Genomic DNA, 13746 nt, shown 5'->3' on the forward strand with positions numbered 1-13746 from the left:
CCGGTTGAGTTTGGACTCATGAGTTTGCATGCTCCACTCCGGCAAGCGCGCGGGAATGATCGGGTATGGCGGCGAGAAGCGCCTTCGTGTAGGCGTGCCCCGGGTTGTCGAACACCGCCTCGGTGGGGCCTTGCTCGACGATCTCGCCGAGATACATCACCAGCACCCGGCTGCAGAGATAGCGAATGACACGCAGGTCGTGCGAGATGAAGATCAGTCCGAGACCAAGCTTTTCCTGAAGCTCGATAAGCAGGCTCAACACCTGTGCCTGCACGGAAACGTCGAGGCCCGACACGATTTCGTCGCAGATCAACATCCTCGGTTCGAGCATCAGAGCGCGTGCCAGGTTGACGCGCTGGCGCTGGCCGCCGGAGAGCTGGTTGGGCAGGCGGCGGGAAACGTCGGGGTGAAGCCCCACCAGCTCAAGCATGCGCGCCACTCGCGCTGCACGTTCTGCGGCAGGACAAAGGCCGTGGATGGCCAGCGGCTCGGCGAGTGCCTGGCCGATCCGCATGGTCGGGCACAACGCCGTGAACGGGTCCTGGAAGACATATTGTACCGACCGGCGAAGCGCCCGCCAGTCGGCGCGGCCGACGACGGGACGGCCATCGTACAGCACTTGGCCTGAACTAGCCTCCTCGATGCCAATCATGATGCGCGAGAGAGTCGTCTTGCCGCAGCCGCTTTCGCCGACCAGGCCAACGATCTCGCCCGGCGCGACGCTCAGGCTCACATCGTAGACCGCGCGCAGTTCGCGGGTGCTGCCCTCGCGGCGGACCGTGAAGGTCTTTATGATGCCGCGAGCTTCCAGCACGCCGTGGCCTTCCTGCTTGCGGACACTCATCGGAGTCCCTCCCGTCCGTCGCGCGCGAAACGATGGCAGGCCACCGCGTGGCCCGGGCCGGCAGCCGTCCAACCAGGGCGGCTGATCTCGCAAATGCCGTCGACCACCACCGGGCAGCGGGAGCGGAACGGCGAGCCGGCTCCGATCGAGCCCGGCCTCGGTGCCTGTCCGGGGATGGGTACGAGGGGATTGGCGCGGCTCGATCTGAGCGTCGGCGCGCAGCGCAACAGACCGCGCGTATAGGGGTGGCAGGGATCGCTGAGCACCTGCCTCACGGGACCGCGTTCGACGGCATGGCCGGCATACATGACAAGGAGGTCGCCGCCGATCTCGGCAGCGAGGCCGAGGTCATGGGTGACGAAGATCAGCGCCAGGCCGAGTTCATCCTTCAGCCGGCGAAGCAGCGTCACGATCTGCGCCTGAATCGAGACGTCGAGATTGGTGGTCGCCTCGTCGGCGATGATCAGCGACGGCGACGCCGCGAGCGCCAGGGCTATAGCGACGCGCTGGCGTAAGCCACCCGAGAGCTCGCTGGGATAACTCTTCATGCGATGCGCCGGCTCTGGAAAGCCGGCAAGCCCGAGCACCTCTATCGCGCGCGCCCGGGCCTCCTGTCGGCTGCAGCGCCGATGGGCGCACACGACGTCCGAAATCTGATGCTCCACCGTGATGAGCGGATTGAGCGCGGCCGTGGGATCCTGGAAGATCATAGCGATCTCGGCGCCGCGGATGGCGCGCCAGTCCTGCATACCGAGCGTCAACAAGTCCCTGCCCCGCCAGTCGATCCGCGTGCCGGTCACCTTGGCTGCTCCGGGCACGATGCCGAGGAGGGCCTGGCAGACCATGGACTTGCCGGAACCGGATTCGCCGGCGATGACCAGGCTGCCGCCCACCGAAAGGTCGAAGGACACGTCGTCGACCACGGTGATATCGCCGGCGCGGCCGGCGAAACGGATCGACAGGTTCTCGACGCTGAGCACTTTCTCCATCACTGGTCTCCTTCGCGAGCGCGCAATGCGTCAGTCCGCGCCTGCATTCCGTCGCCGATCAGCACCAGGCTTAGCGAGGTCACCACGATGGCGAGGCCCGGTAGGGAGGTGAGCCACCAGGATGAAGTGATGTAGTTCTTGCCGTCCAGCATGATGCCGCCCCAGCTTGGGGTCGGCGGCTGGACGCCCATGCCTAGGAAGGACAGCGTCGCCTCGAAGACGATCATCGCAGCCATCTGCATGGCGGCCAGCACGAGGAGGCTCGGCAGCACGCTCGGGAAGACATGCAACATCGCAATGCGCAGCTGCGAGGCGCCGAGCACGTCGGCCGCCTTGACGTAGTCCTTGGCACTTTCCTGCAGCGCAATGGCGCGCACGATGCGCGCCGCACCCGCCCAGGCTGCCAGTACCATCAGAAGGATCAGTACTGGGATGGAAGGCCGAACCGCGCTGGTAATGGCAATCGCCAGCAGCACGTATGGAAAAGCGAGTTGCACGTCGATTACACGATCGACCGCGGTCCGCACGAAACGGTTGCCGAAGGCTCCGAGCATGCCCATCACCGTCCCGAGCGTGAGCGACCCGATCATGCCGACCCCAGCGACGAACAGCGAGACGCGACCGCCGTAGAGCACACGCGACAGCACGTCGCGTCCCACGGCATCCGTTCCGAACCAGTGGGCGGCCGAAGGCGGCAGCCTCACGGCCGTGAGGTCAACGGCGGTCGGAGCGGCTGGCGCCAGCAGCGGCGCGGCGAGCGCCGAAAGCAGCATCACGACGAGCACCGCCAAGCCTATCCCGAGCGGCAGGTTCAGCCGCAGACGGTGCAGCCGGCCGGCCCATCCTTGGACGATGGCAGCTGATGTCGCCATCGCCAGCGTCATCGGCCAAAGCCCGGCAACAGCGCGAAGGAGCCGGTGCGGGGATAGGTCTTCACCTCCCGGAACCCCTCGGCATAGGCGACGCCCGCCGCGCTGCCGCGCAGTGCGGCGTTCTGGGTCATCATGTCGGCGATCGACGTGTGCTCGCCATAGACGGCGCGCATCCAGCTGTCCTGGCTTTCATGCTTGAGCAACATGGCCCGTTTCGTCTCGAACACCGTCGAAATGTCGACATAGGCTTCCGGCTCGAATTCGAGGCCGACCGGATTGTCCATATAGAAGAGATGGGGGATCTTCTTGATGTGCGGCAGGGTGGTCTCGACCAGCCGCACCGAAGCGGGAATGCGGGCGTCTTCCGCCACCTGTCCGGCAATGCGATGGTCCGGATGGTAGTCGGTCGGGCCGTGGATGAACATCACGTCCGGATCGGCCTGGCGGATGGCATCGATGAAGCGCTCCCGAGTCGGCCGGTCGTTGAACAGCCATTCGTCGTCGAAATTCATCCAGATCAGTTCCGCCCCGATCATTAGGCAGGACGCCTGCTGTTCCTTGTGGCGGATCGCGGCGATCTCCTCCCTGCTGTAAGTGGGCGAGCCGACATTCCCGTTGGTTGCCACCGCCATGAAGACCTTGTGGCCTTGCTGCGCATAGAGCGCCAGCGTGCCGGCGCACTGCATTTCAATGTCGTCGGGATGGGCGCCGATAGCGAGAATGTTCATGACCGCTCCATACGGATTCGCGGATCGATGCGCGTGTAGAGAAAATCGATCAGGAGGTTGACGATGACGAAGGTCGTCGCAGTGACGATGGTGATGCCCTGGATCAGTGGGTAGTCGCGGGCATTGAGCGCCACCAGCGCGAGTTCGCCGATTCCGGGGAAGGCGAAGACCACTTCGGCCACGATGACGCCGCCCAGCAGATATCCGATATCGACGCCGATCACGGTGAGCAGCGGCAGGCAGGCATTCTTCAGCGCATAAACGAAGGTGATCCTGCCCTGGCCGATGCCGAAGGCATGGGCCGTGCGGATGTATTCCTCCTTCAGCACGCTCTGCATGGAAGCACGCAGCACGCGCAGTTGGGTGGGCAGGATCGACAACGTGACAGCGATCGCCGGCAGGACAAGGCTCGACGGCCCGCTGAAACCGCCGGAGGGAAGCCATCGCAGCAACACCGCGAAGATCAGCACCAGGACCGCTCCAGACCAGAACACCGGTGCCGACTGGCCGAAGGCGGCGATCGCCGAAGACAACCACGCCCAGACAGAGCGAGGCTTCAGTGCCGCCAGGCTGCCGAGCACTACGGCGATGGTCAGAGACAAGAGCAGCGACACGCCCGCGAGCAGCAGCGTCTTGGGGAGGGCCTGCAGGATGAGGTCGGTCACCGGGGCCTGGAAGCGGAAGGACTGGCCCAGATCGCCGCGCAGCGCGTTCAGGAAAAACGAACCGAGTTGCTCCACCAGCGGCCGGTCGATGCCGAAGTCCCGCCTGTACTGCTCGATCACATCGGGCCGGGCGAAGACAGGCGCGCGGATGCGCGCCGGATCGCCCGCCGAAAGACGCAGCACGATGAACACCGTGACGGCGATCAGCACCACGATGATGATCGCCTGCAAGGTTCGTCTGAGGGCGAAACTGCCCATCGGCCGCTCCCCAAGTGCGTTAAAGTGATTTCCGCAAATGTGAACTCCGGTTTTGTGTCCGGAATTGCGTGAAACAAAGGTCTAGGACATTTCCGTTCTTCGGTGAAAAACGGAAAGGTCCTATCAGCTCAAGAAGCGACCGAGGCTTTCGGCACCAGGTTCTCGCCGACCAGCGGTGCGCGGACATAGTCGTGCACGCGTTTGTTGACGATGAAATGCCAGAGCTCGTCGGAGAGATAGAGCGTGGCCTGGTTCTCCCAGAGATACTGCGCCGCCGCCGTCACAGCGGCAGCCCGTTTGTCGGGCGTCGCCGCGCGCTGAGCCGCGTGCAGTTCGGCATATTTGTCGTCCTTGTAGTGGAACACCGCTTCGGCGGTTCCTCCGACATAGAAGCCCAGCACGAAGTCGGGATCGTTGTTGAAGATGGCGAGCGTGTTCAGGTTAATGTCGTAGGTATTGTAGGAAGAGCGGAAGGCGCCGACCTCGAGACGCTCGACCTCGACATTGATGCCGATCTGCTGCAGCGAGGCGGCGATGACCTGATCGATTTCGATCTGGTTGGGCACCAGCGTCGAGGTCGACATGCGCAGCGTCACGCCGTCGGGATAGGCCGACTCCGCGAGCAGCGCCTTGGCTTTTTCCACATCGTACTCGAACTTCGGCCCCAGTGGCGTGTAGTAGGGAGCGTTCGTCGGCAGCGACGAGAAGCCGACCGGATTCGCGCCGCGCATGATCGACTTGGCAATAGCCTCGCGGTCGATGGCATGAGCGACTGCCTGGCGCAGCTTGAGATCGCCAAGCGGGCCGTTGTGCTGATAGATCGCAACGATCTGTGCCGGCGGCGACTGGTTGTTGACCACGAAGTCGGCATTGCCTTCGACGCGCGCCAGATCCTCCGACGAGACGCGGGTGAGGATGTCGACCTGACCCGACAGCAGCGCGTTGATGCGCGCCTGGGCATCCTCGATGTAGCGGAAGGTTACGGTTTTTATGCGCGGCGCGCCGCCCCAATAGTCGGCATTGGCTTCGAGCACCACGTCGTTGCCGCTGTAGGAAACGAACTTGTACGGCCCGGATCCCATCGCGCCCGCCTTGAACGCATCCGGATTGTCGATGTTCACCTTGGGCAGAATCTTGATGAAGGCGAGCGCGTTGAGCACAGGGCCGAACGCCTGTGGTGAGACCACTTCGATGCTGGTCGGCGACAGGATGTTCACCTTGATCCCGGGCGTTGCGACCATCGACTGCGCCAGCTTGCCCTCGCCCAGACGGTCGATCGAGGCCTTCACATCTTCAGCGGTGAGCGGGCTTCCGTCGTGGAACTTCGTGTCCTGGCGAATGGTCAGTGTGACCGCCTTGTCGCCTTTCAGCTCCCAGGCCGTGGCGATCGACGGGTTGAGCTTGCCGGCCTCGTCGAAGGCCAGCAGCGTGTCGTGGACGAGCGATGCGACCTGCTCGTCGACTAGGCCGAAACCGGCGGCCGGGTCCCAGTAGTTCGATGTCGGCGGCTCGGCGTTTCCATAAGTCAGCGTGCCGGCCGGCACGCCATCGGCCGCCAAAGCACGCGCGGGCAGAATGCTCGCAAACCCGGCAAAGGCGGCGCCAGTAAGACCGGCTGCGGCCGTAGCCTTCAGGAAGGAACGTCGGGACGGAGCGAAGGCGCCGTCCTCGGGCTTCGAGTTGTGGGTCATTTCGGTTCCCCTTGGTACGCTTACGGTCCCATCCCGTAAGGTCATCGGCATCATGCATACGGTATACCGTGTGTCAAGCAGGCTGGTTGGATGCTGATCTCTTGCGGGATGCGGTTGGAGGGGGGCGTGTCTGTCCGGCCCGGACTTCTTCCTTGGCTTCAGGAGAAAGTGAGCCTCTGTTGCGGGATTGTGAACAAAGGTATCCTCAGGTCGGAGATCTGGATGGCCAGCCGACCGCGAGGCAATAGAAGTGACCGACCATCGCGGAAGATAGAGCCAAATCCAGCGCGTCGCTGCCGAATATTTGCGGGCGACCGCCCGGACCTCGAGAAATACTTTTCAAATGGGCAGTCGGCGAAGCCGGCATGAGGGCCGCACTTGGAACGGGGCCGCGTCCAGACAGTCCGGTTCTGGGCGTGCTCGGCGGATAACTGCCGTTCAGCAAGCGACCCCTTATCGCCATTCGTAGCGCTTCCGGAGCCCCGAAACCTGACATTTGTTCAGTCCAGCCATCGGCAGAGCCGGGGCCATGTGCTGACTGGCCGGTTTCAGCCAACATAGGCAGCAAGCAGCCGTTCCCCTCCGGACACCCGGTTTACTTAGGCATGGCTGGAGCGGATGCCGCTGGGAAAGCGTTACGCCATCGTGGATCACAGCCGCAGCAGCAATCAGCCGCAACATGTCGCCTTAGACGAGTGTTGGCAGAGGATGCGTAGCCCCATCACGTCGTTGGGACCGTGCCGCCGTCGATGACGAACTCCGTGCCCGTCACCGCGCCGGCGCGCGGCGAGACGACGAAGGCAACCAGATCGGCAACCTCACTCGGCTTTGCCGGCCGGCCGAGCGGAATGCCGCCAAGCGAATCCATGATGATCTTCTTGCCGCCCTCGTAATCGGTGCCCGCCTGCTCGGCAATGCGCTCGGCCATCGCAACCGCCGCGTCGGTCTCCACCCAGCCCGGCGAAACCCGCACCACCCGAACGCCTTTCTGCGTGACCTCCTTGGACAGGCTCTTGCTGTAGGTCGAAAGGGCGGCCTTGGCCGCCGCATAGGCGGTCGTGGATTCCGGAAGCGGCAAGCGGTTCTGGATCGAGGTGACATGCACGATCACGCCCGAACCCTGTGCGATCATGCCAGGCAAGAGCGCGCGGTCGAGACGCACGGCCGGCATGAGGTTCCAGTTCAGCTCCCTGAACCATTCAGCATCGTCCAGCGCGGCGAACCCGCCACCGAGTGCGGACGAACCGCCCACCACATGCACGATGACATCCACGCCGCCGAAACGATCGAGCACGCCCGCGGCCACCGTGGCGCACCCTTCGGCGGTCATGAGATCGGCAGTGATGAAGTGAACATCCTCCATCGAGCCGGCCGGCACGTTCCGCGCGGTCGTCACCACGCGAGCGCCGGCACTGCGCAGCGCCTCGACCACAGCCGCACCAACCCCCTTCGTTCCTCCCGTGACCAGAGTGCGCGCGCCGTTCAAGCCGAGGTCGAAACTCATAGTGTGATCTCCAGCCGCGCGATCTTCCCGCCCTCCAGAACGAACGCATAGCGCAGGTCGACCGGGCTGCCGGGGAAATCCCCCGCAACATGGGCCATCACCACGGTCTGGCCGTCTTCCTGACTGACCGCAAATGGTTCGCTGGTGTAGCTGAAATTCGCGGACGCTTCCGCCTTCCATCGGCGGATAGCTTCGCTTCCTACATGCGTCTGGCGCTCGTCTATAACGATAGCGTTTTCGGTAAAGCAGAGGGCAACGGCATCGCCATCGTTCTGATCGGCGGCGAAATACGCCGCGATCGACCCCGGCAGGGTGATCGGCATGACAGTTCTCCGGTTTGTGTTGTCTCGGGGCATAAATCGCCTTAGCCTGCACAAATGACAAGAACAGACGAAAAAGTAAGGTACTCACCTGAAAGTAAGGGTGATGGCCATACGCGCGACACGGCGGCCGAAGGCGTCGAGAATGTGCTGAAGCTGCTCGAAGGCCGATGGAAACTGATCATCCTGTTCCATTTGTTCGGCGGCAATGTCATGCGCTTTTCAGACCTTGAGCGAGCTATTCCGGCTGTCTCGCAAAAGATGCTGATCCAGCAGCTTCGCCAAATGGAGGGTGACGACATCGTGCGTCGCATCGTTCACCATCAGGTGCCGCCGAAGGTCGAATACTGCCTGACGGAATGGGGGCAGGCCCTATGCCCGGCGCTCGACGCGCTTCTGTTCTGGGCCGCACAGCGCGAGCAGATGGTTCAACCGTCCTCCGCTGCAGAGGACGGAATGGCTGATGGATGAATGTCCGCTTCCGCCCAGTGCCCGACTAAAAGCCGCCATTCCCCTTCCCACCCCAGGTCAGCCGGTTTCCAGGTAGCGTGGAAGGGCAGCTTCGGGTCAGTATTTGCGGTTCCACAAGGCGCGTCGCGCCGACGGTATCGTTGCGTCGCCAAGCGACGCGAGCCCCGCGCTATCGATCGCAGCGCCCCCTCTCTCCGCCATCCTGCTTCGCTCTCGAGCTTCGTAGGACTGGCGCCCGCATTCCAGTCGAAGCAGGATGCCCTTCGAAGGTAAACATGTGATGGAAAAGGCACAGGTCAATTTCCTTGTGTGAATACTCGCCCTAGAGACACAACCGTCGATTGCGCGAAGCTGACCTTTTGATCTATGCGTGCTACGGGCTTTTTTCTTGAAGCCAAGGGGCGGCGAAGTCTTTTCTTGAACGACTCTCGAACCCCCTCTATCGGTCCATGGAGGGTTCAGACATGAAACTCATCACTTGTTTCGCGGCTGCAAGCGCCGCAATTCTATTCACTTCCACTGGCTACGCGGCAGATGTCCTCAACACGCCGCCGGCGCCTGCTTTCACCTGGTCTGGCCTCTATCTCGGCGTCAACGGCGGATATGGCGGAGGCACTTTCGAGCACCCGTTCAGCATAACCGATCCGGCGACTGCGACCACACTCGCGGCAGGGTCTCTTGATCTTGACTCCAGTGGATTTCTGGGCGGCGTGCAAATAGGCTACAATTTTCAGCATGACCGGTTCGTCTACGGCATCGAGGCCGATATTCAGGGGGCCAACGTCGATGGTACGGTTTCCGCGGACATAAATTCTGGTGGATTCGGCATTTCTGCTGAAGCAGGCACCAAGGTGGACTGGTTCGGAACGGTGCGCGGCCGCATCGGCTACGCGGCGCTGGATAATTTCCTTCTCTACGGAACCGGCGGCTTGGCTTACGGCCACGTGAAGAGCTTCGCCAAAGTCGATGCACTCGGCTTTGACGAGAGCAGGTCCCACACGAACACGGGCTGGACGCTTGGTGGAGGCGTCGAGTACGCCTTGACCGATCATTTCACCGTTAAGACAGAATATCTCTTCACCGATCTCGGCAAATCGACGCTTTTTGACGGCGACCTGCTCGGTGCGCATGCCACCCTCGAGAACGACGTCTCTTTCCACACCGTCCGGATCGGCCTGAACTACAAGTTTTAGGTTCCAGTCATTTGGGGCGGCCGTCCCGGCCGCCCTTTTTTCTTTTAGCCATATATTCGCGAAGGTGGGAACAAGAGCGCCCTTTGTTGGCGCAGCTGCGTTTGGGCGCATCAGTCGGCCCTCCTCCCCTCAATATCGACGCCGTCTGGCGGTGGTGGAGGGAATGGCGCGCGCCAGACGTGCTTCTGCCGCGAATTGCGATTCCTGATGAACTCTATCAGGTGTTGGCGATTGGTCGCCGAAACGGTCAAGGGTATTCCCGTGCGGATGCGCCAGACTCGCATGCGCATGCGCCATAGGGAATCCTGAATCGGACTCTTAGTCGGGCGGGACTAGTTGCCGACCGACACTTGCTCGAGCCCCAATCTTTTTGCCAGTCTCCGATTGAGTACAATGTGACATCGGGATTGGCCAGGATCACCGGATATTTCTTGCTGGGCAGCGCGCTGCGTTGTCTGTGCTCGAATCATTACCCTCCGCGAGTACTCGGTTCTGACGCAACCGACCCCACCAGCCAAAGTCCGCTTTCTCGCCCTCCCTGCCCGTTCACAGGGCCGATCTCAAAGGGCAGCAAAGGGTCAGAACTACCGGTTCCGGACCCATTCTTTGCGCATCTAATGCGCCCAAGGGCGGACTAGAAGCATCCGGGGGGCACACTGACGCGGCGCATTTGCGGTCGAGCCTGACAAAACAAACAACTTTTTGACCGCGCACTGGCGCTGCGATCACGACAGCCGTCGGTTCGTAGCCGGCGAGGCGGATAACAGCATGGCTGACAGGGCCATGGATTGAAAACCAGTTCGCGACATTCCCCTCATCTGCTTTCTCCTGGTCTGGGTGAACAATAAGACATGACAGCGAGCCGGCGTTGCCGAATGGTCATCGCCGGGCATCATCTGCCCTTCGACCGAACAGGTTGGTCCGCAACCCTGTTCGCGTCAGAAGCCCGCTCTTGCTGTTTGCTGAAGCTCCAGCTCCTCGCAATATTTTGGTTGACAATGTGAACTATATCGTTGACATTGTCAACTATGTGTCAACTGCTACGACAGTGACTTCGCAACTCGGACAATCTCGATCTTGTCACCCACCTCACTCCACCGGCGGGCACAACGCGCGCCTCTGATGCTGCCGGACACCGGCCAAATCGTCGGCTTGACATCCATCACATCGAGAGTCATTCAAACGGGTGCTAGGAGACTTCCTGGCATCGCGCCCGAAAAGGCAGCGGTGCGATTTTCAAGGATTTCAGACCGGCGGATGTCATGGCGCTTTGCCACGGCAGCCGCCGGTTTTTCGTTTTGGAGGACTGGTCAGTGACCCAGATGCAGAACCGGCAACCGTCCGGCTCTCCCGACATCCCGGCCATCATCTGCGAGGCGCTCCATCGCGCGGCAGCACTTCGGCCGCAGACGGAGGCTCTGGTCGGCAACGGCGACCGGATCACTTTCGAACGGCTGCGAACCGAAAGCCTCAAGGTGGCCCGTGGTCTTGTCGCCTCGGGCATTCGCCGTGGCGACCATGTAGCGATCTGCGCCGGCAACAGCGTCGAGTGGGCCATCCTGTTTCACGGCATCGTGCGGGTCGGCGCGGTTTGCGTGCCGGTCAACACACGGTTGACACCGAGCGAAATCCGCATGCAGCTGGAACGTGCCGACGCGCGGATGCTGCTTACGGTCGACAGCCTGCTGAGGATCGACTTCATCGCCGTGTTGCGCGAAATCTGCTCAACTGTCGATGCTGCACTGCCTTCGCCGGAACTGCCGCTTCTGACCGACGTCGTCGTGCTTGGCGGTGCGGCACCGGGGACCTGCAGGCTGTATGCCGACTTCGTCGCCAAGGGTGAAGGCGTCGACCTCCCCGCTCTACCCGAGCCGAACGACGTCGCGCTGATCCAGTTCACATCCGGTACGACGTCCTTCCCGAAGGCCGTGCAGCTCACCCACGCCAACATGGTGACCGACGCCCATTTTCTCGGCAAGCGCATGGGCGCTTGCGAAGGCGACCGTTACCTGTCAGCGCGCCCCTTCTTCCACGTTGCCGGCTCGACGCTCGCAGTCGTGCTGTCCGCCGTGCACGCCATCACGCTTGTAACGATGCATCGCTTCACCGGTGAGGAAGCACTCCGACTGATCCGCGAGGAGGCCTGCACCCTCACCTCCGGCAATGACACCATGTATCTGATGATGCTGGGCAGCCAGGATTTCGAACCGCGCTCCTACACGCTCCGCGGAGGATGGGCAGCGATAAGCCCGGCGATCATGCGCCGCGCGGTCGAGGAATTCGGCGCCGAGCAGACAGTGACAGGCTATGGCCTCTCCGAAGCTTCACCCAACATCATGGCATCCGACCACAGCGATCCGGTGGAAGAGCGCATCGCCGGCTGGATGCGCCCTCATCCCGGCCTGGAAGTCCGCATCTGCGACACGACGAGCGGTCTCGAACTGGCCCGCGGCCAGAAGGGCGAAATCCGCGTCCGCGGCTGGTGCGTGATGAAAGGCTACTACCGCGACGAACAAGCTACACGCGAAACCATGACAGCTGACGGTTTCCTCAAGACCGGCGACATGGGCATTATGCGTGAAGACGGCCGCGTCATCTTTGTCGGACGTCTGAAGGAAATCATTCGTGTCGGCGGCGAGAATGTCGCGCCGGCCGATGTCGAGGATGTGCTGATCGGCCATCCGAAAATCCGCCAGGCGCAGGTCTTCGCCCTGCCCGATCCCCGCCTCATCGAGGTGCCTGGCGCCTATGTCGTGCCGCGCGACGGCGAAGTTGTAACTGCCGACGAGGTTCTGGCCTGGGCGAAACCAAGGCTCGCCGGCTTTAAGCTGCCGAAATATCTCGCCGTCATCGAAAGCTTCGACATCGTCGGCCTCACCGCCAGTTCGAAGGTACCGAAGCGCCTTTTGATCGAGCACGCCAAACGCCATTTCGGCATCGAGGAGAACGCTTCGTGACCACCCGCTTCACCAAGACGTTCGGCGTCGTTTACCCGATCGTCCAGGCAGGGATGAGCTGGGCCTCGTCGAATCCGGCGCTTCCCGCTGCCGTTTCCAATGCCGGCGGGCTCGGCGTGCTTGCCGCCGGCCCGATGTTCGTTGAGGACTTCCGCGAGGCGCTGCGGACACTGAAGGCATCGACCGACAAGCCCTTCGCGGTCAACGTGCCGCTTTACCGGCCGCAGGCCGACGAAATCCTCGACATTGTCATCGAGGAACAGGCGCCCATCCTCATCGCCTCGCAGGGCGGTCCGAAAAAATATCTCGACCGCTTCCAGGCCGTCGGCATCAAGTGCATCCATGTCGTCGCTTCGGAAACACACGCGGTCAAAGCGCTCCAGGCCGGTGTCGATGCGATTGTCGCCGTCGGCGGCGAAGCCGGCGGTCATCCACCGCCAGACCAGGTCTCGACGCTGGTGCTGGTACGCGCCATCGCCAAGGCTGCACCGGAGGCGATCCTGATCGCCGGCGGCGGCGTTGCCGACGGAGCTGCCATCGTCGCCATGCTCGCGCTCGGCGCGGACGCCGCGCAGCTTGGCACGCGCTATCTCGCCACGAAAGAGGCGAGCGTGCACGAGGCCTACAAGCAAAAGGTCCTTGCCGCCGGAATAGCCGATACGGCGCTGGTCGGCAGCGGCATGAGCCCGATCCGCATGGTCTGCAACGATTTCTCGGCGCGCTTCCTGGAGGCGGAAGCCGCAGGCGCCGACATCGAGGCGCGGCGGGCGATCTTTGCCGGCAGTTCGCTCAAACTTGCCGCCCTCGACGGCGATGTTGCCAACGGCAAGATCGAGGCTGGCCAGTGCGCGGGACTGATAGACGACCTCCCCAGTGCCGAAGAACTGACACTGCGGCTGATCGCGGAATATCGCTCAGCCCTTGCCCGCCTGGCGGGCCTCGACATAGCGCTGGAAAGCCGCCTGGAGCGCAGTCTGCAGGGAGTTCCTTGACGGCGTATGGATACGATTTTCGATCAGCGCAGTAAGCCCTTCGAGCCCGTCGGTCAGACGATAGCCCAGCACCGTGCGGCGAAAGAAGTCACGCGCCAGATCCGTCACGAAGGTCGCGTCGGCCGCGACGATCTCGTGGGTTCGCAAATCAATCTCCAGTACGACACCGATCCAGGTCATGGTTTCCGACATGCCGGTGCCACGTGGGGCCTGGGCATAGCCACTGACGAGCACGGTGCGGTTCTCGCTCATACCATCTCCC

The 13746-nt window shown here is 62.6% G+C and carries 13 protein-coding genes; 4 read left to right on the forward strand and 9 right to left on the reverse strand.

The window, feature by feature from the left end:
- Nucleotides 1-16 precede the first annotated feature (16 nt).
- The 8 genes from SAZ10_RS15995 to SAZ10_RS16030 form a co-directional block, all read right to left on the reverse strand.
- Nucleotides 17-844, reverse strand: a complete 828-nt coding sequence (locus SAZ10_RS15995) for an ATP-binding cassette domain-containing protein (protein ID WP_318610314.1) — start codon at nt 842-844, stop codon at nt 17-19.
- On the reverse strand, nt 841-1833 hold the full coding sequence (locus SAZ10_RS16000) for an ABC transporter ATP-binding protein (RefSeq protein WP_318610315.1): 993 nt from the start codon (nt 1831-1833) through the stop codon (nt 841-843). The genes SAZ10_RS15995 and SAZ10_RS16000 overlap by 4 nt, the downstream gene beginning before the upstream one ends.
- A complete protein-coding gene (locus tag SAZ10_RS16005) occupies nt 1833-2705 on the reverse strand; it encodes an ABC transporter permease (protein ID WP_318610316.1) in 873 nt (290 codons plus the stop codon). Before SAZ10_RS16005 ends, SAZ10_RS16000 begins: the two co-directional genes overlap by 1 nt.
- A gap of 8 nt (nt 2706-2713) precedes the next feature.
- Nucleotides 2714-3433: a PIG-L deacetylase family protein gene (locus SAZ10_RS16010; protein WP_318610317.1), complete on the reverse strand. Its 720-nt coding sequence runs from the start codon at nt 3431-3433 to the stop codon at nt 2714-2716.
- On the reverse strand, nt 3430-4356 hold the full coding sequence (locus SAZ10_RS16015; protein WP_318610318.1) for an ABC transporter permease: 927 nt from the start codon (nt 4354-4356) through the stop codon (nt 3430-3432). Before SAZ10_RS16015 ends, SAZ10_RS16010 begins: the two co-directional genes overlap by 4 nt.
- A 128-nt stretch (nt 4357-4484) precedes the next feature.
- On the reverse strand, nt 4485-6047 hold the full coding sequence (locus SAZ10_RS16020; protein ID WP_318610319.1) for an ABC transporter substrate-binding protein: 1563 nt from the start codon (nt 6045-6047) through the stop codon (nt 4485-4487).
- A gap of 721 nt (nt 6048-6768) precedes the next feature.
- Complete coding sequence (locus tag SAZ10_RS16025) at nt 6769-7551, reverse strand: SDR family oxidoreductase (protein ID WP_318610320.1); 783 nt, start codon at nt 7549-7551, stop codon at nt 6769-6771.
- Nucleotides 7548-7874: a nuclear transport factor 2 family protein gene (locus SAZ10_RS16030; protein WP_318610321.1), complete on the reverse strand. Its 327-nt coding sequence runs from the start codon at nt 7872-7874 to the stop codon at nt 7548-7550. The genes SAZ10_RS16025 and SAZ10_RS16030 overlap by 4 nt, the downstream gene beginning before the upstream one ends.
- Nucleotides 7875-7928: 54 nt before the next feature.
- Here SAZ10_RS16030 and SAZ10_RS16035 point away from each other — a divergent pair, with 54 nt between their 5' ends.
- The 4 genes from SAZ10_RS16035 (at nt 7929) to SAZ10_RS16050 (ending at nt 13484) form a co-directional block, all read left to right on the forward strand.
- Complete coding sequence (locus tag SAZ10_RS16035) at nt 7929-8342, forward strand: helix-turn-helix domain-containing protein (protein WP_318610322.1); 414 nt, start codon at nt 7929-7931, stop codon at nt 8340-8342.
- Nucleotides 8343-8806: 464 nt separating this feature from the next.
- Nucleotides 8807-9535 carry an outer membrane protein gene (locus SAZ10_RS16040; RefSeq protein WP_318610323.1) on the forward strand — a complete coding sequence of 243 codons (729 nt, stop codon included), beginning with the start codon at nt 8807-8809 and terminating at the stop codon, nt 9533-9535.
- 1322 nt (nt 9536-10857) lie between these two features.
- Complete coding sequence (locus tag SAZ10_RS16045) at nt 10858-12492, forward strand: class I adenylate-forming enzyme family protein (protein WP_318610523.1); 1635 nt, start codon at nt 10858-10860, stop codon at nt 12490-12492.
- The gene (locus SAZ10_RS16050) at nt 12489-13484 is read left to right on the forward strand and encodes an NAD(P)H-dependent flavin oxidoreductase (RefSeq protein WP_318610324.1); all 996 of its coding nucleotides are present in this window, start codon (nt 12489-12491) and stop codon (nt 13482-13484) included. The genes SAZ10_RS16045 and SAZ10_RS16050 overlap by 4 nt, the downstream gene beginning before the upstream one ends.
- Here the strand turns inward: SAZ10_RS16050 and SAZ10_RS16055 are convergent.
- A complete protein-coding gene (locus SAZ10_RS16055) occupies nt 13407-13736 on the reverse strand; it encodes a DUF3870 domain-containing protein (protein WP_318610325.1) in 330 nt (109 codons plus the stop codon). The genes SAZ10_RS16050 and SAZ10_RS16055 overlap by 78 nt on opposite strands.
- Nucleotides 13737-13746 lie beyond the last annotated feature (10 nt).

The organism is Mesorhizobium sp. BAC0120 (genome assembly GCF_033542235.1).
GTDB lineage: Bacteria > Pseudomonadota > Alphaproteobacteria > Rhizobiales > Rhizobiaceae > JAWRCU01.

Bases quoted from the DNA above. Each gene is read 5' to 3' on its own strand.
- SAZ10_RS15995 (WP_318610314.1), bottom strand. From the start codon at position 844: ATGAGTGTCCGCAAGCAGGAAGGCCACGGCGTGCTGGAAGCTCGCGGC.
- SAZ10_RS16000 (WP_318610315.1), bottom strand. From the start codon at position 1,833: ATGGAGAAAGTGCTCAGCGTCGAGAACCTGTCGATCCGTTTCGCCGGC.
- SAZ10_RS16005 (WP_318610316.1), bottom strand. From the start codon at position 2,705: ATGGCGACATCAGCTGCCATCGTCCAAGGATGGGCCGGCCGGCTGCAC.
- SAZ10_RS16010 (WP_318610317.1), bottom strand. From the start codon at position 3,433: ATGAACATTCTCGCTATCGGCGCCCATCCCGACGACATTGAAATGCAG.
- SAZ10_RS16015 (WP_318610318.1), bottom strand. From the start codon at position 4,356: ATGGGCAGTTTCGCCCTCAGACGAACCTTGCAGGCGATCATCATCGTG.
- SAZ10_RS16020 (WP_318610319.1), bottom strand. From the start codon at position 6,047: ATGACCCACAACTCGAAGCCCGAGGACGGCGCCTTCGCTCCGTCCCGA.
- SAZ10_RS16025 (WP_318610320.1), bottom strand. From the start codon at position 7,551: ATGAGTTTCGACCTCGGCTTGAACGGCGCGCGCACTCTGGTCACGGGA.
- SAZ10_RS16030 (WP_318610321.1), bottom strand. From the start codon at position 7,874: ATGCCGATCACCCTGCCGGGGTCGATCGCGGCGTATTTCGCCGCCGAT.
- SAZ10_RS16035 (WP_318610322.1), top strand. From the start codon at position 7,929: ATGACAAGAACAGACGAAAAAGTAAGGTACTCACCTGAAAGTAAGGGT.
- SAZ10_RS16040 (WP_318610323.1), top strand. From the start codon at position 8,807: ATGAAACTCATCACTTGTTTCGCGGCTGCAAGCGCCGCAATTCTATTC.
- SAZ10_RS16045 (WP_318610523.1), top strand. From the start codon at position 10,858: ATGCAGAACCGGCAACCGTCCGGCTCTCCCGACATCCCGGCCATCATC.
- SAZ10_RS16055 (WP_318610325.1), bottom strand. From the start codon at position 13,736: ATGAGCGAGAACCGCACCGTGCTCGTCAGTGGCTATGCCCAGGCCCCA.